The organism is Halobellus sp. H-GB7, assembly GCF_030848585.1.
Classification (GTDB): Archaea; Halobacteriota; Halobacteria; order Halobacteriales; family Haloferacaceae; genus Haloquadratum; species Haloquadratum inordinatus.
Map to the genome: position 1 here is coordinate 163,250 of NZ_JAVDDW010000003.1, position 26,224 is coordinate 189,473.

Genomic DNA, 26,224 nt, shown 5'->3' on the forward strand with positions numbered 1-26,224 from the left:
GCTCGCGAATCGTCGTTCGACGTCAGGGATCCGATCGGTAGACGGATTTCTTGTGCGTGTAGAACTCGTAGGCCTCCTGTCCCATCTCCTTCTTGGTTTCCGACGACGACGCCTTCATTCCGCCGAACGGCACTTGCACCTGTGATCCGGAGGTCGTCCCGTTTACTTTGACGACGCCGGCCTCGACGCGATGGGTGAACGCCCGGGACTGTGCCATATCAGAGGTGAAAATGCTGGCCGACAGCCCGTACTCGATGTCGTTGGCGACCTCGACGGCCTCGTCGAAGTCGGAGACTTCCAGAATGGAGAGAACCGGTCCGAACACTTCTTCCTGTGCGATCCGCATTTCGGAGTCCACACCGCCGAAGACGGTTGGCTCGATGAAGTATCCCGATTCCGCGTCGTCTGGACGGCCCCCACCGGTGAGCAGTGTCGCGCCCTCGTCCTTCGCGATGTCGACGTATTCGAAGTTCGTCTCGTCTTGTCCGGCTGATACGGCTGGCCCCATATCCGGGTCCTCCATACCAGGTCCGAGCGACATCGACTCGGCACGCTCGACGACGGCCTCGGTCAGTTCCGCCGCGACGTCCTCGTGGACGAGGAGGCGACTCGTCGCCGTGCAGGCCTGTCCGGTCAGGCCGAACGCGCCAGCGACAGCGGCGTCCGCGGCGGCATCGAGGTCCGCGTCGGGCAGTACGACCAGTGGGTTCTTCCCGCCCATCTCGGTCTGCACGGGAATGCCTCGGTCGACCACCGACTTCGCGATGTGCTGGCCCGTGCTCGTCGATCCAGTAAAGGAGACGCCGTCGATTCGCTCGTTGGTCGTGATCTCGTCACCGACTGTCGATCCGGCGCCCACGACGAGGTTCACGACGCCGTCGGGGACGCCGGCCGCTTCGAGGATTTCGACGAGTCGCTTCGCGATCATCGGCGTCTCGGAGGACGGCTTGAAGACGACCGTGTTCCCGGTCGCGAGGGCGGTCGCGAGCTTCCAGGCGGGCGTTCCGATCGGGAAGTTCCACGGCGTCACGAGCGCGACGACGCCGAGCGGTTCACGGAACGTGTAGGTGAACGTCTCCGGATCGTTGGAGGGGATCGTATCCCCGGTGGCAGTCCGCGCGTAACTGGCGCAGAAGCGGAACAGTTCGGCCGCGCGGGCAACCTCGCCGCGACTCGACGAGATTGGCTTGCCTTCCTCTCGTGTAAGCGTTTCAGCGAGGTCGTCGAGTTCGTCTTCGATGAGATCGGCGACCTCGTACATAATCGTGTCGCGCTCGTCTGGCGCCGTCGAGCCCCAGCTCTCGCTGGCCCGGTCAGCCGCCTGGACTGCCTGTCTTGCTTGTTCTTCGCTGCCGCCTGGGAAAGAGACGATCGGTTCGTCGGGATCTGCGGGATTCCGAACCTCCATCTCGCGGTCGCTTTCGCCTTCGATCCACTCGCCGTCGATGTACTGATATCGTGTGTCTGTCATTGCTGGAGTCGGTCTACGGTAGAGAGATGCGTTCAAACGCTCGGGCCGTCTCGGCGCTGGCCCACGCGCTGGCCAGCCATCGAACGCCCCACACCTTCGTCAGTGCGCCACGCCCGACGGACGACCGCGTCGTCACTACGGACAGTAGTCGCTGGACGAGGGGCAGTTGCTGGCACTGAAATTCGGTACTGTGCATAGCCTGGTAAAAATTTCGGTGATTGATTCGAGCAGACCGGACCGAGTTTAGTCGTTCAGTCCGAATCCGGCGTCCTGTCTGGACCCCTCGAAGGGGGGCGCGAGGATCCCGCTACTGTACTCGAAGATGTCCCGCCAGACTTCGTCGGCGACCACGACGCCATCGTGAATCAGCGTCTCGATTTGCTCCTCCATTTCCGTCGGCACGTACACGTCTGTGAACGCCTCCTGTTGCCGGTCGACGAACCGTCGCATCACTCGCTGCAGGTCGTCCGGCTGTCCGGGATGCCGCGGGTCGAGACAGACCAGGACGAAACTCGGATCGACGGTGGCGTTCGACTCTTCTTCCGTCGACTGTTCGAGGAGTCGATGGAACATACACGTCTCTGCCGTGGCGTACTCGTCGTCCCCGTCTCGCTCGAAGAACGCCTGTATCAGCGGTGAATCCGCTGCGTCGTGTAGGTCACTCCGGACCAGGTCTGCGATCTTCTGATGGCTGACTGCGGGGGCGTCGAGGTTGGCTTCTGCGACGAGAGGGCGTGACGCTGCGGGCATCCCGACTGTGACACCCGCATCCGCGTTTCCGTCTGTCTGCAGGACGACCGAGACGAACCCGCGTTCGGCCGCCTTGTGGGCGAGGTATCCGAGCGTTCCTCGCGTGTCGTCTGCCTCGTCGATCGTTGCGTAGGCGAATCCGCTGCCATCGTGGTTTGCCTTCGAGCAGCAGAGATCTAAGACCGGGGTTCCGGCGACGAGACTCGGTTGCTCACCACAGTCGACGGCGGCGGCCATCGAACGCTGCTTACGGAGCGTCAACGCTTCCGTCTCGCAGTTTTCCAAGTCGTCCAACAGGCTGTGAAGCGTTGTGAGGCCTGCCTGTTTGTACGCTTCTGTCCACCAGACTGCTTCGGCGGAGGCTGTCGCCATCCCCGCAGAGAAGTCTGCAGCCGAGAAGCACCGGTCTGCTAGCTGACAGATCTCGCGTGCGCTCAGACGCATCAGTCCGCCCTCCAATGCGCTGCCCGATCCGGTTTCGACGGGTACAGCCAGTACGACTCGGGCCCGTCCGTCAGATCTTCCGCCAGGGGTGCCCCCTGGAAGAACGTTCCCTTGACCCAGCCCTTCGATTTGGGATGTTTCTTCTGGACGCCCCAGATCGCTTTGAGACTGGAAATAAACGAGAGCGGAACGAAATCCGCGTCGAGCGGGTTCGCTCGAACCTCCGCGTAGGACAGTCCGTGCACCGTCTGCACGCGTTCGACGACGTCCCGATGTTCGGGGTGCTCGAAGAGGAACTCAGCGACGGTCTGTGTGGCGCCGTACTCGTCGAGGTCGTCTTCGAGTTGCTGTACCTGATTCGCGATGCCGATCGGGAGGCCGTACTCCTCGTAGTCCTGTTCGCCCCGGACCCCGATCCGCGGCTCCTCTTCCTCGATTGACCGATACCAGAAGAATCGGCGGGCATCGGGATCACTCATATCGATGTCGAGTGCCCACTGGTACTCCGACGTGAGAAGCGACTGTAGCTCTCCCAGCGACATCTCCGGTGCGACATCGCTTCGCTCCGAGGCAGTCAGCGACGAGACGAGTCCCTCACACGTCTCCGGATACACGTCGAGTAGGAGCGAGTGTAACACTTCCTGGGTCTCTTTTTCGAGGTGACGCTCTGCCCAGTCGCACAGGTCCGTCCAGAACGATGCTCCCATTTCCTCGGTTCGTACCGTCTCTACTCTGTCTGCAATCTCCTGCAACTCGCGAGCGATCCGGTCTTTCGAGACGAAGAACTCCTCGGTGTCGCTGTCGTCTTCGGCGAACCACGTCGTCGCCTTGTCGAGTACTGCCCTGAACCGTTCGACGTCTTCGGGCGACGGCTTGACTGACTTCGCCCGGGCGAGCGCGACTTCCCGCGCACGGAGCCACGCGTGCATCAGTTGCGGATGGTTGACGACGTAGTGGATGATTCCGACGCCAGAGGAGTTTCCGGTGCCGAGATATCGTTTGATGTCGTAATCCAGCGTCGCGGCGTCGGAGTCCCTGGCTTCGGCCATTCGCTCTGCGAGATCGTAGCCGAACACTCGTAGCATATACACTGCCAGCATCTGGGCCATATACGGGCCCTTCAGCGGGTGGTCGCCGTCCATCGCGCGGAACTCTTTGGTGCCGTTGAGCCCGTTCCCGTAATATCCCGAAGAGCGCATCAGATAGCCACCAGTAGAGAGAAAGTCGATGTCGGGCTGGTGGCCGGCCGCCAGAGAGTCGACGATGTGGCCGAAGAAGCGCCTGCTCCGGTTCGCCCGTGTCCAGATCAGTATCTCGGGCGTGGCTCGACCCTCTCTTACGTGCGGGAGTTCCTCGAACTGGTCGTCCATTAGGTCGTCTGTGATCTCGCCTTCACAGAGGAACGCCCACAGGTCCCAGTCGTTCGCGATGATCCGATCCGTGTTCTCCCCCTCTCCGGAGTTGTGTGAGAAGACGCCGAACGAAAGCAGTTGCGACGGGGTTTCGATGGTGTACACTGCCCGGCCAACGCCATCTCGGTCCAAATCAGCCCGGTCGAGCGTGATGTCCCACTCCTCCGCCGTCATTTTCTCCATCAGCAACCGGGCGAAACTCAGTCGCGTCTGCTTCAGCGACCCGAGACGCTCGGGTTGCATCAGGTCCGATGGATCGCGGAGGGAATCCACGTCGAACCGATATTCTCCACTGTTGGCTGGCATTACATAGCAATCTGTACGTTCTGCAAATTAAAATCTTTGGTTATAATTCATAGACGATACCGCACGCCCCGTAATCGAGTCGTTGCCAGACACGGAACTGCGGCTATAGAGTCGACGGAGAGAGTTGCAGGTGCTCAATCGTCACCGTGCGTTCTCGCGGCCTCGTCACTGGCGGACTGGCCTGGTTTGCTCGCTACCTCTGGACTCCGGAACATCGAACGGCTTTCGTCGACGATCATTCCCGTGTGGTCCGCACCGAGTTTCTTGATGAACACGACGAGCGAGATCACACAGACGATCGCGAAGGGTGCACCGGTGATAATCACTGAGGACCGAAGCGCGCTCGCGCCGCCCAGAACGACGAGGATCGACGCGATGAGTCCCTGCAGGACGCCCCAGAAGACACGATTGAGGCTCGAAGGGCTCGCTTTCCCGCCGGTGGTCAGCATTGCGACCGCCAGCGTCGAGGAGTCCGCGGAGGTCGCGAAGAACGTGACGACCAACACGAGAAAGAGCGGCTGCCACAACTCTCCGAGCGGCAGTGCGCCGAACAGTGCGTACCCAGCGACGCCGTCGCCGAACTGGGAGACGGCCCCCAGAATGTCGACGAGACCTGACTGCTGGAGCCACATCGACGTGCCACCGACGACGGTAAACCACACGACGGAGACGGCAGTCATCGAAACGAGAGCGGTAAAGAGAACCTCCCGAATCGTCCGACCTTCAGATATGCGGGCCAGGAACAGGCCGACGAACGGCGCCCACGCGATCCACCACGACCAGTAGAAAACTGTCCAAAACGACGACCAGGCTGCGCCGCCTTCGGTTCCGACGCCCGTGAATAAACTCATCGCGAAGAAGTTCTGAACGTACGTGCCGACGGCGAGCGCACCCGTATTCAGCACGGCGAGTTCGGAGATCCCCGAGAGGAGAATGCCGCCGACGAACGTCGCCAACAGGAGGACCGCCATAATCGCGATATTGAAATCCGAGAGCCGCCGAATCCCGCGGTCGACACCGGCGACCAGCGAGAGCGTGAAGATGATGGTGATTCCGGTGATCGCTAGCACAGTCTCTGCGTCTCCGAACTGGATCCCGGTTCGGTACGTGATTCCCGTCAGGATCTGCGTCGCGATGAAACCAAGTCCCGTCGCGATTCCGCCCAGGGTAGCGATCACAGCGAGCGTATCGATCGTCCGTCCGATGATTCCGTTGAGATTATCCATACCCAGAACGGGCATCAGCACGGTCGACGTGCGGAACGGTGCGCCGTGTTCGTAGACGTAGTACGCGACCGGAATTCCGATCGCGAGATAACCGCCCCACGCGGACACGCCGTAGTGGAAGATCGAATACGCAAGTGCCGGTACCATCGCACTCGCCGTTTCGGCTTCGGCCCCGCTACTGAACAACGGAGGGACCGTGCTATAGTGCGTCAAAGCCTCGACGGGGCCGAAGAAGACGATTCCGGCCGAGAGACCTGCCGAGAAGAACATCGCGAGGTAGGAGAAGTTACTGTACTCCGGGGTCCCCTCGCCGAGTTTGATGCGTCCATAGGGGCTGACCATCAGGTACACACAGACCACGAGCATCAACAGCATCGTCAGGAGGTACATCCACGCAAGTCCTTGCCCGAAGACGCTGAACGCGGTCGTAATCTGGTTCGAGACCCACTCCGTTCGGAACGCCGCCAGTCCGATAAACACGAACGTGACGAGCGCGCCGAAGATGAACGGAATCGGGTCGAGTTCATCTACGAACTCCGTAAGCACACTTGAGCCGCTTGATTGAGCCATTGTATCGCTCCATTGTTCACGTTTTATTCTATGTAAATATATGTTGTGGTTATGATTACCAAGGTAGGTAGTACCGTCGATCCGAGTGCAGTCGGGCGAATGTACGCAATCGTGTCCGATCACAACATAGAATGAGTTGCTGAGCTCCTTGCCAGCGACCCGCCCATTCCAGCACGAATGCCGCTGTACCAAACACTTAAAATCTGTTGCACCAACGCAAACGTATGGCCGACGACCGACCGGTATTCGATTATACATCGTCAGCACCGTGGGCGCAAGCGATCAAATCGTACGGGAGCACCGAGGACGTGAACCGAGCCATCCGGGAGATGGTCTCGGATGGGAAGACGAAAGACGAAGCCTGGGAAGCCATCTGGGACCACGAGGTACGTCGGTTCGAAGCCGACAGCGAGTTCCGGGAGGGCGTCCGGGAAATCTACGAGGAGGCCGGCGTCAATCTGCTGAGTGTCACTCCGTGGACGCACGAGTCGGGCGTCTCCGAACGCGCTGGTCAGCGGCGTGACCTCGCACGGTGGCAGTCTAGATTCGACTCGGCTGATTGGCTGCACAAAGTGACCTCGCCAACAGAGGCGCGACGTGTCGCTGCCGACGGCGACACTGGAATTATTCTCAACACCCAGAACGTCGGGGCCGCGATCGAAGGCTCGCTCGACAGGATCGACGTACTGTACAACGAGGGTGTGCGACTGTTCCAACTCACGTACAACTACCAGAATTTGCTCGGGACCGGTTGTAACGATCCGTCTGAGGGTGGTCTTTCAACGTTCGGACGGTCGGCAATCGACCGCATCAACGAACTCGGCGGTGTCGTCGACGTTTCTCACTGTGGAAAGCAAACGACGCTCGACGCGATCGAATATTCCAGCAAGCCTGTCGCCGTGACGCACGCGACCTGCCAATCGGTCTCGCAGCATTATCGTGGCAAATCCGACGAGGAGATCGAGGCACTTGCCGACGCAGACGGCTATATGGGCATCGTGACGCTGCCGTGGTTCATTGCACCCGACAGAGAGGATCCGACGCTCGACGTCTTGATCGAGCACCTGGACCACGCGAGTGCTATTCTCGGACCCGACAACGTCGGCCTCGGGACAGACTTCTACCCGGCAGACGAACTGTTCCCCCAGGAACTTCTGGAGTACTACAAAGAGCACATCGTCAGGCTTGGATTCGATCGCGAAAAGGTGGAAGCACGAGACATCGCAGCTGGACTCGGTGATTTCAAAACGTATCAGGACTGGCCGCTCCTTCGTGCGAGACTCGAAGAGCACTTCTCCGACGTCGTGGTAGACGGCGTCCTCGGCGAGAACTTCCTCCGGTTCTGGGAGCGCTCGATCTGAGGGACTGCTGAAACCACGGGCTCGCGCCGTCGCTGTGTTGTACTCTTTCCGGGCCCGACGGGTAATCGGTCCTACGTCGTTGGTGTCTGAACGGATTATACTGATGCCGAACACACCTTCATCAGAGCCGAAAGTTTGAACGAAGTTTTATTACATCTATCCCTGTAGGACATCAGTATGAACGGTGATCAAGAAAGCGAGTCTGCAACGGTCGGAGCGACCGAAACCACGTTCGCTATCATTGAGCAGTTACGCGACGACGGGACAAGCGTTACTGACCTGGCTCACGCGCTCGATCTATCTAAGAGCACGATCCACAATCACCTGCGGACGCTGACCCAGTTGGGTTACGTGGTCAAAGAGGGACACACCTACCACCTGGGGTTGCAGTTCCTGGATCTGGGAGATGCCGCGCGCGATCGGTGGAATCTCTACGAGGTGGCCAAGCAGGAACTCGACGGACTCGTATCGAGTATCGGTGAACACGGATACGTGATGGTCGAAGAGGAAGGAAGGGGGATCTACATCTACCAGTCCAAGACCGAACAAGCCGTACAGACCGACTCTCACATCGGAACTGCGGTCGATCTCCACGCCACGGCAGTTGGAAAGGCCTATCTCGCGTACCTTGACGACGAGCGACGGGACGAATTACTCACTCAGCTCGATTTGGAAGAACTAACCGAGTCGACGTACTCGGACAGAGAAGCGCTCGAGGCGGAGTTGGATTCGATCAACGAGCAGGGATACGCGTTCAACGACGAGGAACGCTTCGTCGGTATGCGTGCAGTCGGTGCACCAGTGCTCGGACCCGACGGACAGGTTCTAGCCGCAATCAGCGTCTCAGGCCCCACGACTCGGATGAAGGGAGAGCGGTACCGGAGCGAAATCCCGGAGATGGTTATGCAGGCCGCTCGGATTATCGGGATCAGAGTGACTTACTCGTAACGAGGCAGTGTACCGATAATGACGGCCTGTTCTGTATTACTCCAAACGTCAGTTCGTCTCATTTTTGCGGTACAACCTCTTGCTACACGATTCGCTCGGTATAAAATAACACCTGTACATATGTTATGGTGACAGATCCAGGCGAGATCGAACGGTCGGAGTGCGTCTCCGACCAACAGGCCCCCACTGAATTATCTATATTTGATTATATAACATTTGAATTAGTATTTGGTCTAAAATCTAACCGTATTGAATTTCATTTATTCCCTCTGAGTCCCATTACAGGGCTTGAAAATGCAGTATATAAATCTATTACATAAATACTTATATTATAAATTAATTGGTGGTTTTTATATTATATTCTATCGCCGGACCCTCCCCGGTGTGCAAAAATGTTATTTGGATGTATTTTATGATGGTATATTGCAATGCTACGGATTGGTTCCCCACACGCGACCTCCAACGATAGAGGCGGGCCACGCCATCAACCGAGACACGTCCCGGTAGACCGACCGACGCCGACGCACGAACGGCACAAACCAGGACAAACGTCCGAGCCGGATGCGCTCTTGGCGCGGAGGCAGCGACGATGACGCTCTACGCTGTCGAAGCGATCGACGACGCGATCAAAGCGACGCGAGCCTTTCTCTGGCCGTTCGACCGAGGCCGGTGGCTGCGGTTGGCAGTGGTCATCTTCTTCGTCGGCGGTACCGGCGGGTTCGCACCGTTTCAGTTCACTGGTAGCGCGCCGACCGGCCCCGGTCCCGGTTCCGAAGCCCCGCTCCCCTCGGGGGCACCGTCGCCGGAGTTCGCTGCTCCCGGCGGCGTCGAACTGCTCGTGATCGCGGTCATCTTCGCGCTTATCGCTTCGATCCTCCTCGGATTCCTGTTCGTGGGATCGGTGATGGAGTTCGTCTTCGTCGAATCTCTCCGCCGAGAGGCAGTGTCGATTCGAAGTTACTGGCGCGACCGCTGGCGGTTGGGCGCCCGACTGTTCGGATTCCGACTTTTATTCGGCCTACTCACGCTGGCCGTCATCGTCGCCATCCTCGCGGCGATCCTGTGGCCGCTTCTCGTCGGAGACGGCGGCTTCGCACTCGGGTTGGTGTTTCTCGCGATTCCGGTTTTCGTCGTCGTTGGAATCGTCAGCGGTCTCGTCGGTGGGTTCACGACGAACTTCGTCGTCCCGATTATGCTCCTCGAGGACCGAGCGTTGCTCGCTTCGTGGCGGCGATTTTGGCCTACGCTGACCGGGCAGTGGAAGCAGTATCTCGCCTACGCAGTCGTCTCGTTTATCCTTCAGATCGCGGCAGGTATCCTCGCGAGCATCGCGACAGTTCTGGGCGCCCTCGTGGCCGCGATCCCGCTCGGAATCGTGGGTCTCGTGGGCGTCGCGCTCCTCTCCGTGGCCGAAATTGTCGGGTGGATTCTGATCGCCGTTGCGGCCCTGATCTTCCTCCTCGCGATCTTCGTCCTCGGTCTGCTCGTCGCCGTCCCCGTGCAGACGTACCTCCGGTACTACGCGCTGTTCGTTCTGGGCGATACCGAGGGCGACTTCGATCTGATCGCCGAGCGCCGGGAGGCAGTCAGAGAGTAGCTCTCCCCGCTCGGGCGACGCACGCTGCGCTGTGTTGGACGTTCCGTGTCCGACGACGAGACGAGTGGACTGTACCGCGATCAGCCTGATTTAATATGGCATTCGTTGCCAAAGATATAATTCTCTCCGGGTTGAGACCCGGATAAATGAGCGACGTATACGATTCCATAGAGACCGAACCGTGGACAGAGATTCAAGAGCGTCACAGCGAACTCCTCGATCAGCAAGTCGACTACCTCGCCGCGGAGTCCGAATACTACCAGCGGAAATTCGACGAGTGGGGTATCGATCCGGACGACATCGCCTCGATCGAAGCGCTTCGTGCTGTGCCGTTCACGACGAAGGACGACGAACGGGCCTGTCAGGTCGAAACCGACCCTGAGAGACCGCTCGGCGAGCACCAAGCCGTGGCGACAGAGCGACTGAACCGGACGATCTCTTCGTCTGGGACGACGGGTAAGCCGACGTACTTCGGCCTCACCGAGCAAGACCGAAAGAAGTGGAACCAGGTCCTCAAGCGGTGTTTCTACGCTGCGGGCATCCGACCGGACGACACCCTCATCTTCGGCGTCGGCCAGACGATGGTCCCCGGCGGCACGCCCTACTTCGAGGGGCTGACGAAACTCGGCAGCAACGTCGTCCCAGCGGGCGGTGGGACGACGGAGCGACTCCTTTCTGCCACGACCGACCTCGACGGCGACGTCCTCTTCACGACGACGTCGCATCTCCGATACCTCTCCGAGCGCGCCCCCGAACTGCTCGATCACGACGTCGACGAACTCCCTGTCACAAAGCTCATCGGCGGTGGCGGCCCCGGTATCGCGAACCCCGAGATTCGCGAGGAACTGTACGACGTCTGGGACGCCACAGACGTCCGTGAAATAATGGGTCTGGGGGACGTCGTGGCGTGTCTGTGGTCCGAGTGCGAGGCCGAGAACGGGATGCACTTCCACGGACAGGAACACGCCCACGTGGAACTCGTCGATCCCGAGACCGAGGAGGTGGTCCCCTTCGAGGACGGTGCCGAGGGCGAACTCGTCTACACGCCGCTCCAGCGCGAAGCGACGCCGCTGCTCCGGTTCCGCTCTGGCGACGTCGCCCGGGTCACCGGAACCGAATGCGAGTGCGGGCGGACCTCCCCGAAGATCCAGTGCATCGGTCGCACCGACGATATGCTGATCTACAAGGGGATGAACGTCTTCCCCTCCGCGGTCCGCGACATCGTCTCCGACGTCGACGGCGCCCAGCCGCACGTCCGCGTGGTCGTCCCCGATTCCGACAAGGTCCACTTCGAGAAGCCGATTCCACTGGAGGTCGTTGTCGACCCAGACAGCGCACGGAGCGAAGACGAGATCGCCGGCGACGTCGTCGATGCCGTCCGATCGCACCTGAAAGTCCGCGTCGAACCGCGACTGGTCGATCTCGACGACATCGAGCTCTCGGAGTACAAAGCCGACCTGGTGGTGATCGAAGACTAACGGCGACAGAAAGTAGAAAACCACAGAGGAAAACAGAAAGCCAGAGGCGCGGCGTTACTGCCGCAGTACGGGCGCTTCCTTCTCGCCGTCCGGCCAGGAGCCGTAGTGGTTGAGAATCTCCTCGGGCGGTTTCTTCTCCTCCCACTCGTCGATGAATGCGTCGAACGACTGCGCCTCCTCGAGGCGTTGCTCGCGGAACGCCTCGCGCCGCTGTTCGGTCGCGTCTTCGTCGACGGTTAGCGTGTCCTCGTCGTACTCGATCTGGTAGAGTTCGTCGGCCGAACGGTGCGTCACGCGGTTGTCTTCGATGTCTTTCATCACGTCCTCGGGATCGCGTTCGAGGACGTCACCGTAGCCACACCCGCCGCCGGAGTGCCCGATGAACAGGTCCCCGTTCTCGTAGGGCTGGGACTCCCGCACGTGGCTAGTGATGTTGTAGTCAGCGTCAAGGGTCCGTTCCTGGAGCAGTTCGATGAGGTCGTCGGGGACGTACTCCCCGTTTTTCATCCGGTCTTTCAGGTCGGAGTTGGTGATGGTGATACCGGGAATCGTCCGGGGTGCGTACCCGCCGAAGAGCCCCTGGCCCGTCACGAGTTTCGAGTTGTGACAGATCGAGAGCCACTCGACGACGGGGACGTGATGCATCATATAGCCGATCTGCATCCCGATCCCACCCCGGTGCTTACCGTGCCCGCAGGAGTCGGTGCCGTGCCGGAAGAATTGATGCGTGAACGGGTACTCGTTCTCGACAAACTCCATATTCGAGGCGTGGCCGAAGGGACACCACGGGAAGATCGCCTCGTCCTCGCCGTCGCGGCGGGCCTGTCCGCCCGTCCCGTCGGTATTAAGCCCGTGTGACATCAGGTCGGCAACCGGTTCGCCGTGCTGGCTCACACCGCCGAAGGCGTACCCCGGGCCGGTGTTGGCCATCGGCGCAGTGACGTGTTCGTTCTCGGTCTCGTCGTCGTACATCGATCGCGAGAACATCGTCGTCGTCGAGTCCATAATCACCTGATTCACCATCACGGCTTGGACTGTCGACGCCTCGGCGTCCGGGTAGAGAATCGTCCCTTTCGGAATCTCGAAGTCGATCAGGTCGTAGGTCCCGTTGCTTTTCGGGAGGTCGTGGAAGGGGACACTGAACAGGTAGTTTGCGGTGTGTGCGATCGAAGCGACCGGCTGTGAGTTGTACGCCCCGTCGTTCTCCGGCGACGTGCCGGTGTAGTCGATGAGGATTTCGGGGCCGTCTTTCTCCATCTCGGCGTTGAGACGCCAGAGGCCGTCCTCGTATCCGACCGAGTCAGCGAAGTGAACGGTCCGGAAGGTGCCATCGTTCCACTCGTCGACGCGCTTTTTCGCGCCCTCCCGAGACTCCTTGATGTTTCGACGGAGCAGTCCTTTGAAGAAGTCCGGACCCTGTTTGTCGATGATAAGTTCCTTAATGCGCCGGCGGACCCGGTCGCAGGTCGTGACGCGGGCCCGCAGGTCGATCTCGTGCATCCGGGGCGCACGGGAGATGAAGTTCTTCTGCATCTCTACCATATCGCTCTTTAGCTGGTAGTTCTCTCCGATCTTGATCGGCGAGAGCTTCATTCCCTCGTCGTGGCGGGTCCGCGCGGAGATCGGCATCCCGCCCGGTTCGATCGCGCCGGTTTCTGTGGTGTGGGCTGCAGCCGACACCCACGCCATAATCTCGCCGTCGTCGAAGACGGGCATAAACGCGATCTGGTCGGGGTTGTGAATCCCCCCGTACAGGGCGTCGTTCGCGTAGAAGACGTCACCGGGTTCGACGCCGACGGTCTCGTCGTCGGCGAAGTTGTTGATGACGTACTTCAGCGGCGGGATGCCCGTGACGACGTGGAGGTACGCCCCTGCCGCCGAGTCGACGAGGTCCCCCTCCGGAGTGTAGATCGCGACCGCGAGGTCGCGGGCGGCGATGAACTGCGAGACGCCCGAGCGGACGAAGACGTCCATCCCCTCGTCGAGGATGAGCCGCAGTCGCTCGGAGTAGATCTCGTAGTCGCCGTGCTCCAGTTCGTCCATACAGGCCAGTTCCTCCGCGGACGGTTCTTCGAGGTCGAGCCAGTCGATCAGCTGATCGCGATTGACAGTCATTGGGTGCCTCCGTTTTCGAGGATGCCGTTCCGATATTCGTCGAGTCGGTACTCCCAGCCCTCCGGCACTGCCGTCGTGGTGTAATCGGCGTCGACGACGGCGGGCCCGTCGATCTCCATCCCGGCGCGCAGGTCCTCGTACTCGAAGACCGGCGTCGAGACGAAGCCGTCGGCACCACTCCAGCGGATGTCGCGGGACCCCGCCCGCGCGGGCGACGGATCGGGCTGCTGCATCGACGCAGTCGGCAGTTGGATGTCGGGACTCTCGACCCGGGCGCGGAGCGCGAAGTTCTCCACGGTGATGCCGTGACTCGGCGTGACCGAGTACGGGGAGAATCGATCTTTGTACTGGTCAATGAAGTGATCACAGACGGCTTCGACGTCTGATTCGTCCGTGAGTTCGATCCGCGGCGACCGGATGCGGGCCACGTGGATCTGCCCGCCGAACCGCATATCGAGTTCGAGATCGTAGACGATCTCGTCGGGGTCGTAACCCTCACTCTTGATGTCGCGACGACCCTTTGCCTTCAGTTCTGCGACGACCTCGTTGAACGTCTCGTAGTCCGTGCCGTACTCCGCTTCCTCGCCGGAGTCGCGGAGGTACATCGATTCGGACTGCTCGTAGATGTGAAGCGTGTCCATCGTCGCCGACCCCATCGCGCAGAACACCGGCGAGTACGGCGTCGTGACGACGGTGTCGATGTCGAGATACGAGGAGTACGAGGCGGCGTGCAGCGGGCCAGCCCCGCCGAAACTGTAGAGGGCGAACTCGCGGGGGTCGTGCCCCCGGAGCATCGTCTCCTTCCGTACGGTGTTCCCCATATTCCCGTCGGTGATCCGGCGGATGTTCGAGGCCGCTTCGGCGATGTCCATTCCGGCCGGGTCGGCGACGTGGGTCTCGATCGCTTCCTCGGCTCTATCGACCGCCAGGCGCTGATTGCCCGCGTAGAACTTCTCGGGATCGATGAATCCGAGCACGACGTCGGCATCGGTCACCGTCGGCTGCGTCCCGCCGCGGTTGTAGCAGGCCGGGCCCGGGTCGGCGCCCGCGCTCTCGGGACCAACTTCGATCCGACCGCCCAGCTCGTCGTTGACGGAGGCGATCGATCCGCCACCGGCCCCGATCGACTTCGACTCGATCATCGTGCCAGAGACGCGCCAGCGGTCGATGACTGGCTCGAACTCGTAGGACTGCACGCCGCCGCGGGTGAGGATGCCGATGTCGAAGCTCGTCCCGCCCATATCGGTCACGACGGCTTTGTCGTAATCGAGCACGTCACAGAGGTACTCGCCGCCCTTCAGGCCGGCCACCGGGCCGCCGTTGAACGTCTCGACGGCGGTCGTCTTGTAAGATTCGGCCATTCCGCCGGTGTTGTGGAGCATCTGGATGTCGCCTTCGTAGCCGTGGGCCTCCAGGCGGTCTTTGATGTCCGCGATGTGCTCCTGCATCAGCTCGGAGAGGTACGCGTCGAGCAGCGTCGTGTTCGTGCGCTCGTACTCCTGTTTCGTCGGCATCACCTCCGAGGAGAGGAACACAGGGATGCTCCCGAGATACGACGGTGGGTACTCCTCGCGGACGAGTTCGCGGAGGCGCTGCTCGTGGTCGGGATAGGCGTACGACCACAGCAAATTCACCACGATAGCGCGTGCCCCCTTGTCGACGAGGTCGCGGATCTGCTCGCGTGCGTGTTCTTCGTCTAACGGCCGGAGGACGTTGCCCTCACTATCGACGCGCTCGCGGATCCCGTTCGTGCGGGAGTCGGGCACGAGGTACTCCGGCTTCTTCGCGTCCGAGATGTTCCGCTGTTCGCTGTCAGTCAGCCCGTCTGCCCAGCGCGGTCCGCGGCCGATCTGTGGGTAGTCCTGCACGCCGGCGGTCGTGAGCAATCCGAGTTTCGGTCCCTTGCGCTCGATAAGACGGTTCATCGCCGTCGTCGTGGAGTACCGAATCGAGTCCACATCGCCGATGAGGTCCTCGAGCGACAGATCGAGCTGGCGGGCGCACTTGTCGATCCCCTGGAAGAAGCACTCCGACATATCGTGCTCCGTCGTCGGCGTCTTCGCGGAGACGACGTCACCGTCGTGGAGCGTGAAGCAGTCGGTGAACGTGCCGCCCGCGTCGATGTTGATTCGCGTCGTCATTTGACGTCCTCCTTCAGGCTCTCTAAGTCCAGTTCGGTATCGTGCGTGATCGGGTGTCCCGGCGGGAGATACTCGTTCTCGATCATTGTGCCACATCCGGGGCAGTAGAACTCCACGATCCGGACCCAGTCGGGATCGGGCGCGAACGTATACTCTTCGCCCTCGATCAGCGGCGGGTGGACCTCGCGCGGATCGCGTTCGTTCACGAGACAGTGCCGCTTGTAATTCTCCGCTGCCGGCCCCAACGCCTCACCGCAGTTGTGACACTGCCACTGTTCGGCGTCGAGGTCGACTGCGAGGTACTCTGCGACTCGTTTGGTCGTTCCGGTACCGGTGTCTGATTCTACCATCGTCGTTCCTGTCGTGTGTTCGATCGCTGTCGCGTCGTCGTTCGACCGTCGTACGCACCCGTGTGAGGGGGCACGTGTTCGTTTCGCGAGCTATGCATCCGCGTATCCCTCCCGAACCGCGTGGACCGCAGTCGGATGGACGTCGGCTGGGAGTTCCCGACCGCTGGCGAGGAACGCAGACTCCGGCAACGCTCGACAGCGGGCTTCGACCTGGGCAGTGATCTCTGCGGGCCCCGAAGAAAGCAGATCGGCTGTGATGCCGCCCCCGACGCGGACGTCCGGGTGCGCGTCGGCCGTCGCGGTTGGGTCGTCAGTGTCCAAGAGCAGCGCGGCTGGCTCAGCACGGTCGAGTACGGCGTCCACCATCGCTTCGGAGTACCCGTTCGGGGCCAACGCGAGCGGCGTATCGTAGAAGCCGGTGATGTTCCCCAGCACTTCGAGCGTCTCGGCAGTCACGGCTGCCGCCGTCTCGCCGTCGAACGCCGCAGCCTCCTCGTATACGAGGAGGGCGTCGACTCCGGACTTGCCGAATTCGCGACCGAGTTCGCCGATAGCCGTACGGACTGGCTTGGCGTACGTCTGATCGAGCGCGGCGGCGTCGCCGAACGTCGCTTCGAGCGTCGTGAGTGGTCCGGGGACGACGCCCACGACCGCCGCCTCGTCGAGGCCCGACACGAGCCGTTCACCGACATCGACCACGGTCGGGAGCCGACCGCGGTCGGTGGCCGTCGTCGGATCGACAACGTCTTTGGGCGAGTCAAGCGCCCGTTCGATCTCGAAGCGCGTGTCGGCGTCGTCCCACGCGACGTCCGCGCCGAGCGCTTCGGCGACGAGTGTCGTGTCGATACCCGTGCAGACCGCGTCGGTCTCGAACAGCCGATAGGCGGACTGGATCGCGTTCGCCTGCTGGGTCGCGTTCGAGAGGAAGATATCGGCCGGGACCTGGTTGACCGCCGCGGCCAACCGCCCGACGAGCGGGACGTACGGCTTCGGCTCCGCGCGGCGTCCGCTGAGGTACTCGACAGCCGATGGGGGCCCGAAGCTCATCGTTCGATGATTCCGTGACCGTACTCGTCTACCTCGAACGTCCAGGACGCCGGAATCACGTACGTCGTGTCCTCGGCCTCGATGATAGCACGCCCGGCGACGACGTTCCCCGGCTCCAGTGATTCGCGCTGGTAGACGTCCGTCGATACCCAGCCGTCTTCGGGCCAGTACGCGTCGCGTTCGCCCTTGCGCGCGTGGCTCGGGTCCTCGACTTGGAGTTCTTGCTCGCTGAACCCCTCGGTAGCGACCGGTCCGACGGCCGTGAGAACCATCGTGTCCAGGTCGATCCGCTCTTCCGGATCCGTCGCGACAGCTTCGAGCGTGTCCGTGAGATCTGCCGCCTCGTCGAGGCGTGTCGGAACGGAAACTTCCTCGACGCCGGTGTCCGAGCGGACGAGCATCGTGAGGTCGAACGCGATTTCGTCGGCCTCGAAGCCCTCACCGCGCATATCTTGCGTGGCCTCTGCCTCTAAGTCTTCAACGAGGTTGTTGTACTGTCGGACGTCTACGTCGGGTTGATCGACCGACGCTCGCCCGCCGAACGCAGCGGTGTATCGGTGCTCGACATCGAGTGTCGCACCGCCGAACGCACTGAACTCCGCGGCGGCCGGCGCCGTGATGACGCGCTCGATTCCCGCTTTCTCCGCGAAGTCACAGCAGTGCATCGGACCAGCACCGCCGTAGGCGACGAGCGTGGCGTCGCTGGGTTCGGTGTCACCGAGTTGGTCGGTGATCGAATCTGCGATGTTCTGATCAACTCGCTCTCGAATGCGAAGGGCAGCATCGGCGACCGATGTGTCCAGGGGATCGGCGACAGCCCGCTCGATGGCGTCGTCGGCGCGGTCGGCGTTCAACTGCTGGTCGCCGCCGAGGAAGTACTCGGGGTCGATGTATCCGAGTGCGACGTCGGCGTCGGTCGTCGTCGGTTCGAAGCCACCGAGGTCGTAGCAGGCCGGTCCCGGTTCTGCACCCGCGCTTTCGGGGCCGACCGTGAGTTCCCCACCGTCGACGGAGGCGATCGATCCGCCGCCCGCGCCCGCGGTGTGGACGTCGACCATCGGGATGTGGACCGGCATCTCCGCGACTTCGGGGTCGAGGTCGCGTTCGACCGTTCCGGCGCTGATCTGTCCGATGTCGATGCTCGTCCCACCCATATCGGTACTCAGGGCCGCGTCGAGGTCGTACAGGTCGCTGAACGCCTTCGTTCCGAGAACGCCGGCGACCGGCCCGGAGTTGTAGGTGTGGAGCGCGACGGTCTTCGAGACGCCCGCGACGCCGCCGGCTGACTGGCCAATGAGAAGCGGATTGCCGTACCCGCTGTCGCGGACGTCGTCCTCGGCTTTGTACAGTGATCGCGCCATCGGCCGGTGGATGTAAGCGTTGGTCAGGGCCGTGTACGAGCGGGCGAGATAGCCCGGACGGCTACTCACTTCGTTCGCTGTGAGGACCTGATTCGGCCCCAGGTAGTGCGGTGGATACTCGGACTCGATTATGTGGCGCGCCTGTTCCTCGTTGGCCGCGTTGTGAAAGGAGTTCGAGAGGCTGATGACGAGGAGTTTCGCACCGCGGTTCATCAGCGTCTTCGCCGCCTCGAGGACGTCTTCCCGCTCGACAGGGTTGACGATGTTCCCGTCGGCGTCGATCCGTTCGTCGATGCCGGCGACGAGACTCTCGTCAGTGAGCGCTGTGATGCCACTGTTACCGTCGACGGCCGTCTCGAAGAGGTCGTCTTTGCGGCCCGATGTCACGATCATCCCGATCTGTGGCCCAGATCGCTCGATGATGGTATTCGTGCCGATAGTTGTCGAAAAGCGAATGACGTCGGTGTCGACGAGGAACTCCTCGGTCGATTGATCGAGGCTATCGGCCGCTTTGTCGATGCAGTTCCTGAAACAGACGGTCAGGTCGTGGTCTGTCGTCGGTACCTTGACTGTCGTGGACCCGCCCGGATACGAGACGTATCCGTCGGTGAAGGTCCCGCCAGTGTCGATACTGACGTAGTAATTGGTTTGGCTTGACATACCACGTGACCTTCATCGTTAATGCTCATAATAAATGTTCTGTGCAGAAGCATATTTGCCATTGTCAAAAATTTCTCCCTGAAAAGGTGGAAATAAAATACGATCGCCGAGGTCGAGATAGCAGAGAACAATTGGTATGCATTAGAACAGTGTATGGGTGAGTAGGCATCGAAGGACCGCAGTTTGCAGTGTGTCGATATCGAACGCTCTGAAGCCGCGAATTGCGTCTGACCTTCTTTTTGGTATCATCAAAACGAATAAAATCGTGGCTATCACTCACAGTCACTGCCTTGTCGGACCCGACTGGAGTGCAATTTCCGCGTTGTGGGCGGATCTCGTCACCAGTTCCGGAAGTTCGTCACGGAAGTACGACCCACGCCAATTACTCGCCGGTCCCGACACGCTCAGTGCGCCGATGAGTCCGTTCTTGCTGTCGACGACAGGCGCGCCGACAGCGCGGATTCCTCGCATCTGCTCTTGATCGTTCAGTGCGTAGCCCTGGTCTCGCACCGTCTCTAGTTCGTCCAACAACTCCTCGCGCTCGGAGATCGTCTGTTCTGTGATCGCCGGCAGCCCGTGTGCCTCGATTACTTCCTGGACTCGCTCGGGCGGTAGTCTCGCCAGCATAGCCTTCCCGCCCGCCGTACAGTGAATGTGCTCTTGTGGCTGATCGCGTTTCGCCGCGTGAAAATCTTTTCCGATGGCTTTCTCACCGAACACCTCATAGAGGACTAACAGTTTCCCTTCGTACTCGATCAGAAGATGTGCGACGCCGTTGCTCGCGTGTGCGAGTCGGTCGACCTCGTCTCTTGCCACCTGATAGAGTGGATTCTGGCTCCGAACACGCTCACCCAGCGGGAGGAGTTCGAGGCTCAAACCGTACGCACCGTCCCGCTGTTCGACGAATCCGGCTTCCTGCAGCGTTGCCAGATAGGTGTGCACCGTCCCAGGAGAGAGACCCAACTCCGCGGCGAGTCCGGATACCGTGCTCGGCCCTTCCCTCCGGAGGTAGATCAACAGCCGACACGCTCGCTGTACCGACTTGATCCGCCGCGGCGCGGTATCTGTTCCCATACAAGAACGACACTCACGATCTTACTTAATTTTTTGTGATTATCAAAATGCTTTGCGAGAGCCGTAAGTACGGATCCGTGATCGCCCGCCCGCCACGGTACCTGAATCAGGGCCATAGATAAATAACAAATGTACCGGTGTTATCGGGCCACATACCTCGCCTGCAGGAGATGGGTTAGCTCAGGTCGAGATACGCCATTTGGATAGTCAGTTCCAAGTATATTAAATAAATACTTTCAAATAAGTATAGTATATCTACATACCCAGAACCAGTTCCAAAACAGATCTAGAAGCAGCTCTAAGCCAAATCCAGACTAACCAACAGATAATTTTATATAAATGTTATCTGGTAATTATGGTGCCGAACGAGAACGGAGAAACACAGAAAGACTCAAGGGACCAGTTATTGGTTATCAGAGATGAGATAGATGACCTCGGAGCAGCTTACAGCGGGAGTCACACTCAACGAACAGGACGGGAAAGCGGAATTACAGCAGAAGCTGGACTTCTGGCGGCAGATGTTCGATACCGTCGTCAACGCGTTTCCGGAACCGGTCGTTGTCGTCGATGATAATGGAGTTATCACTCACTGGAACGATCGGATGGAGTCGCTCATCGGTTACACGGCCGAGGAGGCGATCGGCCAACAGGCCTACGACGTGTTCCAGACCGAGGGCGAGAGCGAAATACTCGCAGAGAAGGTCGCCAGAACGGGCAAGACCATTCGCGAAGACGACATCCGGACCGGCACGAACGCCGATGGAGACACGTGGCACATCCGAGCAGCCGCCTTTCCACTGACAGATTCGGACGGGACCGTGATCGGCGCGTTCGAGGTCACGCCGCAGGTCACCGAACTCGTCGAGCAGCGACTGTTGCTCGAAGACCTCCAAGCGCAGATGTCCGACGAAGTCGGGGCCGCAGTTGCGGAGTTACAGGACTCCGCCGAAAATGTCGCTGCAAGTTCCGAGGAGATCAGCGAGTACACGCAGGCGCAGGTGGACGACCTCGAAGAGGTCTCAAGCGAGATTGCGACGTTCAGCGCGACCATCGAGGAGATCGCTTCGAGCGCCGAGGAGGTGAACACCCAGAGCGACGAAGCACGGAAACTGGCCGAGGAGTCTCAAGAGGCCGGACAGGCTGTGTTGGACGTCACACAGCAAGTCGCGGAGGCCGGCGAAAACGTCGGCAGAAGTACCCAAAGTCTCGTCGCAAAGCTCGACGAGATCGACCAGCTCGTCGAGGTCATCACCGACATCGCAAACCAGACCAATCTCCTCGCGCTCAACGCGAACATCGAGGCCGCGCGCGCCGACAAGGACGGCAACGGGTTCGCCGTGGTCGCGAACGAGATCAAGGAACTCGCTGAACAGTCGAAGTCCGAGGTCGACGAAATCGAGCGAATCGTCTCGGAAATCCGCCAGTCGACAGACGAAGTGACGACGCACGTCGGGACGGCGAACACGCACGTTCAGGACGCCGTCGAGCACACCGAATCCCTCGTCGAGAACCAGGTCGCGATCGTCGAGACGATCCAAGAGACGGCTTCGGGGATGGACGAGATCGCCGACGCAACCGACGAACAAGCGGCGAGTGCCGAGGAACTCGCCGCCACGGTCGACACGGCGGTCGGTCGTGCGGAGACGATCTCGACAGAGATCGAAGACGTCGCTGCGGCCAACGAAGAGCAGACGGCGATGGTACAGGAGATCCGCGAGAGCATCGATCGGGTCGAACGCCAGCTCGATTCGAACTGATAGGGGTTATCGTAAGTCTCCATAGATTTCTCGCCGGACGGGACGGCGAGAATCTCCGAACAGTTACGATAACCCCTATGAGTCGCAAGCCCGTTCGTTTGCGGCGTCGCCGGACGCGTAGGTCATCGACGCTGATCTGTATCCCGCCAATTATTTCCGCTATCTCTGACACGGTAGAGATACCTGTAAGCGATGTCGAACGAAGACTCCTCGAACACGGCGGCCGGACCGGACCCGATCGATCTGGCGTTCGACCGGTGGACGGCACTGGATCGTGACTGGAAAGCAGTGATCCTTGGAACTCTCGTGCTCTCGGTCGTCCTTGTCTCGTAGCCAGGAATATAACTGATCTGACTGTACACAACCAATCCTCTCAATGATAGCTCGAAACACGGCGCGAGTGGTCCCCGGAGTGGCAGTTCTCGTTGCTGGGGCGGCCGTCGCACACGTTCTCTCGACGGTCGTCGGCGTCAACAGACTGATTTTGGCCGTCGGGCTGGGCGTCGTCGTCGCCAACTCTGTCGGGACCCCCGAGTGGGCCGAAGACGGCCTCGCGACGCACAAACTCTGGCTGGAGACCGGCATCGTGCTGATGGGTGCGCGGATCGCGGTCGACCAGCTGCTCTCGGTCGGTCTCTCCCTACTGGTGCTCGTCGTGGGCTTCCTCGGCTTCAGTCTCCTGTTCGTCGAACTGCTAGCGCGGAACGTCTTCGAGATCCCGGACCGGTTGGGGTCGCTGCTGGCCGCCGGATACTCCATCTGTGGCGTCTCTGCGATCGTCGCCGTCTCCAGCGGCGTCCGCGCGAAGAGCGAGCAGATCGCCTACGCGGTGGCGACGATTCTCCTGTTCGACGCGGTCACGCTGGCGGCGTATCCGGCGATCGGTCGCCTGCTGGATCTCCCGGACATCGTCTTCGGTATCTGGGCCGGGATCAGTATGGTGAGTACGGGGCCGGTCGTCGCGGCCGGATTCGCGTACTCGCCGACGGCCGGCCAGTGGGCGACGGTCACGAAACTCGGACGGAACGTCTTCATCGGCGTCGTCGCGATCCTCTATGCGGTCTACTACGCCCGGCAGAACGGCGGCGACGGCGAGACGTCGGTAGCGAGTTGGCGGTACTTCTGGGGCCAGTTCCCGAAGTTCGTCCTGGGATTCGTGCTCGTGGCCGGCGTCGCCAGCGCCGGTCTCCTCTCGGACGCGGAGGTTGCCCTGCTGGAACGCGGCTACCAACTGCTGTTCCTCGTCGCGTTCGTCGGTCTCGGAACGAGCATCGAAATTCAGGGGATGCGGCGAACCGGTATCAAACCGCTCTTGGTCGTCCTGAGCGCGCTCGTGACCGTCAGTGTGCTGTCGCTCGGCGCGACGATGCTCGTCTTCGCGTAAATTGCCTCGGTGCCACCTCACGCGCTCGTTGCGATCCGCCCCCTACGAGAGTTTCCAGATGAGCGAGCGGAGCTTGTAGCCCAGGGAGCCCTTCTGATAGCCGTTCCACCCGCCCATCCCGCCGAGGAGCGTCATCGCGTCGTACCCCTCCTCACGGAGGATGCTCGTCGCCCGTTTCGCGACCATCCCCTGCTTGCACACGACGACGACGTCCTTGTCGGCGGGGATCTCGTCGAGGCGACCGCGTAGCGTGGAGTCGTCACCACTCCGCAGGTCCTCGTAGACCGGGACGTTCCGACTCCCGTCGATCGAACCTGCCCGATAGGCAGACGTCGGGCGGATGTCCACCATCAAAAGGTCCTCTGTCGACCCGGAGTCGAGTCGTTCGTCGAGTTCGGCCGGTCGGATCGTACTCATTGGATGTATATTGCGCTCAGAGTACAAAACTAATCTGCTTCGGTAGATCGACAGTCCGCGTCGGCGGCGAGTCACCCGCTCGCGAGGATTAACAGTAAGCACGGGCTAACAAAACGACTTCCCCGCCTCTCGTCAGCCAGCGATGCGACCATCCCAGCCGGCGAACCGACGGCAGCACCCAGCGCGTGGGCAGTCTTCCTAGCCCGTAATCACGCAGGTCCATCTATGTACGACGACATCCTCATCCCGACCGACGGAAGCACTGGCGCAGAAAACGCAATCGCCCGGGCTCTGGACTTGGCACGGACGAGCGAGGCCACAGTCCATATCTTGCACGCCGTCGACACCGGTGCGGAGCCGGCAGGGCTGGAAGCAGCCGCTCGCGAGAAACTCCGGGGACGGGTCGAGAAACGCGGGCGGGACGCGGCCGTTCGAATCCAAGAGCGAGCCGACGACCTCGGACTCGAAACGGTCCGGGTCGTCGAAACCGGGCGTCCGCACCGGGTAATCCGCCACTACGTCGACGAGAACGGGATCGACCTGGTCGTGATGGGAACGCACGGCCGCGCGGGTGCCGAACGGTCCCGGCTCGGGAGTACGACCGAGCGCGTGGTGACGGCCGCCAGCGTCCCGGTGATGGCCGTCCGGCTCTCTGGGGAACCGGCTCCGGAGTCGGGCTACACGATGTACGACCACGTCGTGATCCCCACCGACGGCAGCGACGCCGCCGAGCGGGCGGCGGAACACGGTCTCGGCATCGCCGAGCGGTACGGTGCCGACGTCCACGTCGTCTACGTCGTCGACACGACGACCTACGATTTCGACGACGTTCCGCAGAGCATCGTCGGGATGCTCAAGCAGGGTGGCGAGAACGCGGTCGAATCGATCGCCGCAGCGGCGCGTGATCGAAACCTTCCCGTGACGTCGAACGTGCTTCGCGGGGTCCCCCACGAAGAACTCCTCGACTACGCCGACGGGGTCGACGCCGACCTGGTCACGATGGGAACGCGCGGCCACGGGGAGGCCGACAGGTACCTCGGCAGTACGACCGCCCGCGTGCTCAGACGCTCGGAGATGCCGATCCTGACCAGCAATTGAACGATGAGCGTCGAAGGCCTCTGTCAGATCTGCGAGTCGGCTCCGGCCGAACACCAGTGTCGCCGGTGCGGCGCGCTCGTCTGTGATACGCATCACGACGCGGAGACAGGACTGTGCACGGACTGTGCGGCGGCAGTCGACGGTGGCGAGTCCGACTCGATCAGGTGATGTGGACGACACCGTCTCAGGCACTGGGACATTGATTAGCACGGCGCGCGTCTGTAACGGTATGGCGACTGTCTACTTCCGTGACGACGCCGAACCGGTCGAGAGCGAGCGCGTGTTCGTCGCCGAGAACGGTTGGGTCGCGGTGACCGACGAGGGTCGGGAACCAGTGATGTATCCGGCGGACCGAGTCGCGCGGATCGAAGGAACCGACGACATCTACTACGACACAGCCGTCCTCACCGAGGAGGTCGGGTCCAGAACCGTCGACGACGAGGGACACGTGCTGCAGGAACCGACTGTCGTCCGGCGAATGGTGACCGAAATCGAGATTTACTGAGCCCAACCGGACACTCCTCGACGACGTCAGCGATCCGGCGGTTCGAGGTACGCCATCGCCTCCTCGTCCGACACCTGGCTGAAGTTCTCGTAGAAGCCGCCGACGCCGATGCACCGACTCGGCGTTTCGAGACAGACGACCTCGTCGGCCATCGACTCTAACTCTCGGACCGTTTCGGGCGGTCCGACTGGAACCGCCAGCACGATCCGCGCTGCGTCTCCGTCTCGTAGCATCTGGAGGCAGGCTTTGGCGGTCGAGCCGGTGGCGACGCCGTCGTCGACGACCGCGACGGTCTTCCCCGCGAGATCGGGAGCCGGCCGGTCGCCCCGGTAGCGCTCGGCCTTCTGCTCGGCTTCCTCGGCGATTCGCTCGCGCTCGCGCTGGAAGTACTCTTCGTCGTACCGGTGGCGCGCGTCCTCGTTCCGCCAGACGGAGCCGTCGCTGGCGACGGCGCCGACCGCGAACTCCGGATTTCCCGGTGCTCCGATCTTCTTCGCGACGACGATGTCTAGGGGTGCACCGACCGCGTCGGCGACGGCCCGTCCGAGCGGGAGGCCACCGCGGGGGATGGCGAGCACGAGGTCGACGTCGATGTCGCGCTCTTCGAGCGCCTCACCGAGCAGTTCTCCGGCCTCGGTGCGGTCTGCGAATCGACGGGTGGACGTCATAGCTATGTTCGAACTACGAACTCCACCAACCTGTAATGTGTGGGTAAATTCACAGGATCGGGATCCGGATGGAGACTAGTGCCG

At 61.4% G+C, this 26,224-nt stretch carries 21 protein-coding genes; 9 read left to right on the forward strand and 12 right to left on the reverse strand.

Features of this window, described 5'->3' with window-relative positions; genetic code table 11:
* Positions 1-22 precede the first annotated feature (22 nt).
* The 4 genes from RBH22_RS07630 to RBH22_RS07645 form a co-directional block, all read right to left on the reverse strand.
* Positions 23-1,471: an aldehyde dehydrogenase family protein gene (locus RBH22_RS07630; RefSeq protein WP_306677075.1), complete on the reverse strand. Its 1,449-nt coding sequence runs from the start codon at positions 1,469-1,471 to the stop codon at positions 23-25.
* A gap of 243 nt (positions 1,472-1,714) precedes the next feature.
* Positions 1,715-2,665, reverse strand: coding sequence for a DUF3726 domain-containing protein (locus RBH22_RS07635; protein WP_306677076.1), 951 nt, complete (start codon positions 2,663-2,665; stop codon positions 1,715-1,717).
* The gene (locus RBH22_RS07640) at positions 2,665-4,383 is read right to left on the reverse strand and encodes a hypothetical protein (protein WP_306677077.1); all 1,719 of its coding nucleotides are present in this window, start codon (positions 4,381-4,383) and stop codon (positions 2,665-2,667) included. Before RBH22_RS07640 ends, RBH22_RS07635 begins: the two co-directional genes overlap by 1 nt.
* 134 nt (positions 4,384-4,517) lie before the next feature.
* A complete protein-coding gene (locus RBH22_RS07645; RefSeq protein WP_306677078.1) occupies positions 4,518-6,179 on the reverse strand; it encodes a BCCT family transporter in 1,662 nt (553 codons plus the stop codon).
* Between the two features lie 224 nt (positions 6,180-6,403).
* On the opposite strand from RBH22_RS07645, the gene RBH22_RS07650 reads away from it, so the two are divergent.
* From RBH22_RS07650 to RBH22_RS07665, 4 genes are all read left to right on the forward strand, one after another.
* Complete coding sequence (locus RBH22_RS07650) at positions 6,404-7,540, forward strand: membrane dipeptidase (RefSeq protein WP_306677079.1); 1,137 nt, start codon at positions 6,404-6,406, stop codon at positions 7,538-7,540.
* Positions 7,541-7,717: 177 nt separating this feature from the next.
* Positions 7,718-8,488 (forward strand): IclR family transcriptional regulator, encoded by a 771-nt coding sequence (locus tag RBH22_RS07655; RefSeq protein ID WP_306677080.1) that lies wholly within the window; start codon positions 7,718-7,720, stop codon positions 8,486-8,488.
* A gap of 589 nt (positions 8,489-9,077) precedes the next feature.
* Positions 9,078-10,085 carry a hypothetical protein gene (locus RBH22_RS07660; RefSeq protein WP_306677081.1) on the forward strand — a complete coding sequence of 336 codons (1,008 nt, stop codon included), beginning with the start codon at positions 9,078-9,080 and terminating at the stop codon, positions 10,083-10,085.
* Positions 10,086-10,231: 146 nt separating this feature from the next.
* Positions 10,232-11,563: a hypothetical protein gene (locus RBH22_RS07665; protein WP_306677082.1), complete on the forward strand. Its 1,332-nt coding sequence runs from the start codon at positions 10,232-10,234 to the stop codon at positions 11,561-11,563.
* 54 nt (positions 11,564-11,617) lie between these two features.
* Here the strand turns inward: RBH22_RS07665 and RBH22_RS07670 are convergent, their stop codons facing one another.
* From RBH22_RS07670 to RBH22_RS07695, 6 genes are all read right to left on the reverse strand, one after another.
* Positions 11,618-13,678: a hydantoinase B/oxoprolinase family protein gene (locus tag RBH22_RS07670; protein ID WP_306677083.1), complete on the reverse strand. Its 2,061-nt coding sequence runs from the start codon at positions 13,676-13,678 to the stop codon at positions 11,618-11,620.
* Positions 13,675-15,819, reverse strand: coding sequence for a hydantoinase/oxoprolinase family protein (locus RBH22_RS07675; RefSeq protein WP_158599337.1), 2,145 nt, complete (start codon positions 15,817-15,819; stop codon positions 13,675-13,677). The genes RBH22_RS07670 and RBH22_RS07675 overlap by 4 nt, the downstream gene beginning before the upstream one ends.
* On the reverse strand, positions 15,816-16,169 hold the full coding sequence (locus RBH22_RS07680) for an acetone carboxylase subunit gamma (RefSeq protein WP_121569621.1): 354 nt from the start codon (positions 16,167-16,169) through the stop codon (positions 15,816-15,818). The genes RBH22_RS07675 and RBH22_RS07680 overlap by 4 nt, the downstream gene beginning before the upstream one ends.
* 90 nt (positions 16,170-16,259) lie before the next feature.
* A complete protein-coding gene (locus tag RBH22_RS07685) occupies positions 16,260-17,216 on the reverse strand; it encodes a uroporphyrinogen decarboxylase family protein (protein WP_121569622.1) in 957 nt (318 codons plus the stop codon).
* The gene (locus tag RBH22_RS07690) at positions 17,213-19,237 is read right to left on the reverse strand and encodes a hydantoinase/oxoprolinase family protein (protein WP_306677084.1); all 2,025 of its coding nucleotides are present in this window, start codon (positions 19,235-19,237) and stop codon (positions 17,213-17,215) included. The genes RBH22_RS07685 and RBH22_RS07690 overlap by 4 nt, the downstream gene beginning before the upstream one ends.
* 282 nt (positions 19,238-19,519) lie before the next feature.
* Positions 19,520-20,311, reverse strand: coding sequence for an IclR family transcriptional regulator (locus RBH22_RS07695; protein ID WP_306677085.1), 792 nt, complete (start codon positions 20,309-20,311; stop codon positions 19,520-19,522).
* A 428-nt stretch (positions 20,312-20,739) separates the two neighbouring features.
* On the opposite strand from RBH22_RS07695, the gene RBH22_RS07700 reads away from it, so the two are divergent.
* The 3 genes from RBH22_RS07700 (at position 20,740) to RBH22_RS07710 (ending at position 23,452) form a co-directional block, all read left to right on the forward strand.
* Entirely contained in the window at positions 20,740-22,068 is a 1,329-nt protein-coding gene (locus RBH22_RS07700) for a methyl-accepting chemotaxis protein (RefSeq protein ID WP_306677086.1), read from the forward strand.
* Between the two features lie 192 nt (positions 22,069-22,260).
* Positions 22,261-22,401, forward strand: coding sequence for a hypothetical protein (locus RBH22_RS07705; protein ID WP_256290148.1), 141 nt, complete (start codon positions 22,261-22,263; stop codon positions 22,399-22,401).
* A 43-nt stretch (positions 22,402-22,444) separates the two neighbouring features.
* A complete protein-coding gene (locus RBH22_RS07710; RefSeq protein WP_306677087.1) occupies positions 22,445-23,452 on the forward strand; it encodes a putative sulfate exporter family transporter in 1,008 nt (335 codons plus the stop codon).
* Positions 23,453-23,494: 42 nt separating this feature from the next.
* Here the strand turns inward: RBH22_RS07710 and RBH22_RS07715 are convergent, their stop codons facing one another.
* Entirely contained in the window at positions 23,495-23,869 is a 375-nt protein-coding gene (locus RBH22_RS07715) for a rhodanese-like domain-containing protein (protein ID WP_306677088.1), read from the reverse strand.
* Positions 23,870-24,094: 225 nt separating this feature from the next.
* On the opposite strand from RBH22_RS07715, the gene RBH22_RS07720 reads away from it, so the two are divergent.
* Entirely contained in the window at positions 24,095-24,967 is an 873-nt protein-coding gene (locus RBH22_RS07720) for a universal stress protein (RefSeq protein WP_121569628.1), read from the forward strand.
* A 229-nt stretch (positions 24,968-25,196) separates the two neighbouring features.
* Positions 25,197-25,472 carry a hypothetical protein gene (locus RBH22_RS07725; RefSeq protein ID WP_121569629.1) on the forward strand — a complete coding sequence of 92 codons (276 nt, stop codon included), beginning with the start codon at positions 25,197-25,199 and terminating at the stop codon, positions 25,470-25,472.
* A 26-nt stretch (positions 25,473-25,498) separates the two neighbouring features.
* On the opposite strand, the gene RBH22_RS07730 is transcribed toward RBH22_RS07725, so the two are convergent.
* Positions 25,499-26,140: a phosphoribosyltransferase family protein gene (locus tag RBH22_RS07730; RefSeq protein WP_306677089.1), complete on the reverse strand. Its 642-nt coding sequence runs from the start codon at positions 26,138-26,140 to the stop codon at positions 25,499-25,501.
* Positions 26,141-26,224: the final 84 nt, after the last annotated feature.

Bases quoted from the DNA above. Each gene is read 5' to 3' on its own strand.
- RBH22_RS07630 (WP_306677075.1), bottom strand. From the start codon at position 1,471: ATGACAGACACACGATATCAGTACATCGACGGCGAGTGGATCGAAGGC.
- RBH22_RS07635 (WP_306677076.1), bottom strand. From the start codon at position 2,665: ATGCGTCTGAGCGCACGCGAGATCTGTCAGCTAGCAGACCGGTGCTTC.
- RBH22_RS07640 (WP_306677077.1), bottom strand. From the start codon at position 4,383: ATGCCAGCCAACAGTGGAGAATATCGGTTCGACGTGGATTCCCTCCGC.
- RBH22_RS07645 (WP_306677078.1), bottom strand. From the start codon at position 6,179: ATGGCTCAATCAAGCGGCTCAAGTGTGCTTACGGAGTTCGTAGATGAA.
- RBH22_RS07650 (WP_306677079.1), top strand. From the start codon at position 6,404: ATGGCCGACGACCGACCGGTATTCGATTATACATCGTCAGCACCGTGG.
- RBH22_RS07655 (WP_306677080.1), top strand. From the start codon at position 7,718: ATGAACGGTGATCAAGAAAGCGAGTCTGCAACGGTCGGAGCGACCGAA.
- RBH22_RS07660 (WP_306677081.1), top strand. From the start codon at position 9,078: ATGACGCTCTACGCTGTCGAAGCGATCGACGACGCGATCAAAGCGACG.
- RBH22_RS07665 (WP_306677082.1), top strand. From the start codon at position 10,232: ATGAGCGACGTATACGATTCCATAGAGACCGAACCGTGGACAGAGATT.
- RBH22_RS07670 (WP_306677083.1), bottom strand. From the start codon at position 13,678: ATGACTGTCAATCGCGATCAGCTGATCGACTGGCTCGACCTCGAAGAA.
- RBH22_RS07675 (WP_158599337.1), bottom strand. From the start codon at position 15,819: ATGACGACGCGAATCAACATCGACGCGGGCGGCACGTTCACCGACTGC.
- RBH22_RS07680 (WP_121569621.1), bottom strand. From the start codon at position 16,169: ATGGTAGAATCAGACACCGGTACCGGAACGACCAAACGAGTCGCAGAG.
- RBH22_RS07685 (WP_121569622.1), bottom strand. From the start codon at position 17,216: ATGAGCTTCGGGCCCCCATCGGCTGTCGAGTACCTCAGCGGACGCCGC.
- RBH22_RS07690 (WP_306677084.1), bottom strand. From the start codon at position 19,237: ATGTCAAGCCAAACCAATTACTACGTCAGTATCGACACTGGCGGGACC.
- RBH22_RS07695 (WP_306677085.1), bottom strand. From the start codon at position 20,311: ATGGGAACAGATACCGCGCCGCGGCGGATCAAGTCGGTACAGCGAGCG.
- RBH22_RS07700 (WP_306677086.1), top strand. From the start codon at position 20,740: ATGACCTCGGAGCAGCTTACAGCGGGAGTCACACTCAACGAACAGGAC.
- RBH22_RS07705 (WP_256290148.1), top strand. From the start codon at position 22,261: ATGTCGAACGAAGACTCCTCGAACACGGCGGCCGGACCGGACCCGATC.
- RBH22_RS07710 (WP_306677087.1), top strand. From the start codon at position 22,445: ATGATAGCTCGAAACACGGCGCGAGTGGTCCCCGGAGTGGCAGTTCTC.
- RBH22_RS07715 (WP_306677088.1), bottom strand. From the start codon at position 23,869: ATGAGTACGATCCGACCGGCCGAACTCGACGAACGACTCGACTCCGGG.
- RBH22_RS07720 (WP_121569628.1), top strand. From the start codon at position 24,095: ATGTACGACGACATCCTCATCCCGACCGACGGAAGCACTGGCGCAGAA.
- RBH22_RS07725 (WP_121569629.1), top strand. From the start codon at position 25,197: ATGGCGACTGTCTACTTCCGTGACGACGCCGAACCGGTCGAGAGCGAG.
- RBH22_RS07730 (WP_306677089.1), bottom strand. From the start codon at position 26,140: ATGACGTCCACCCGTCGATTCGCAGACCGCACCGAGGCCGGAGAACTG.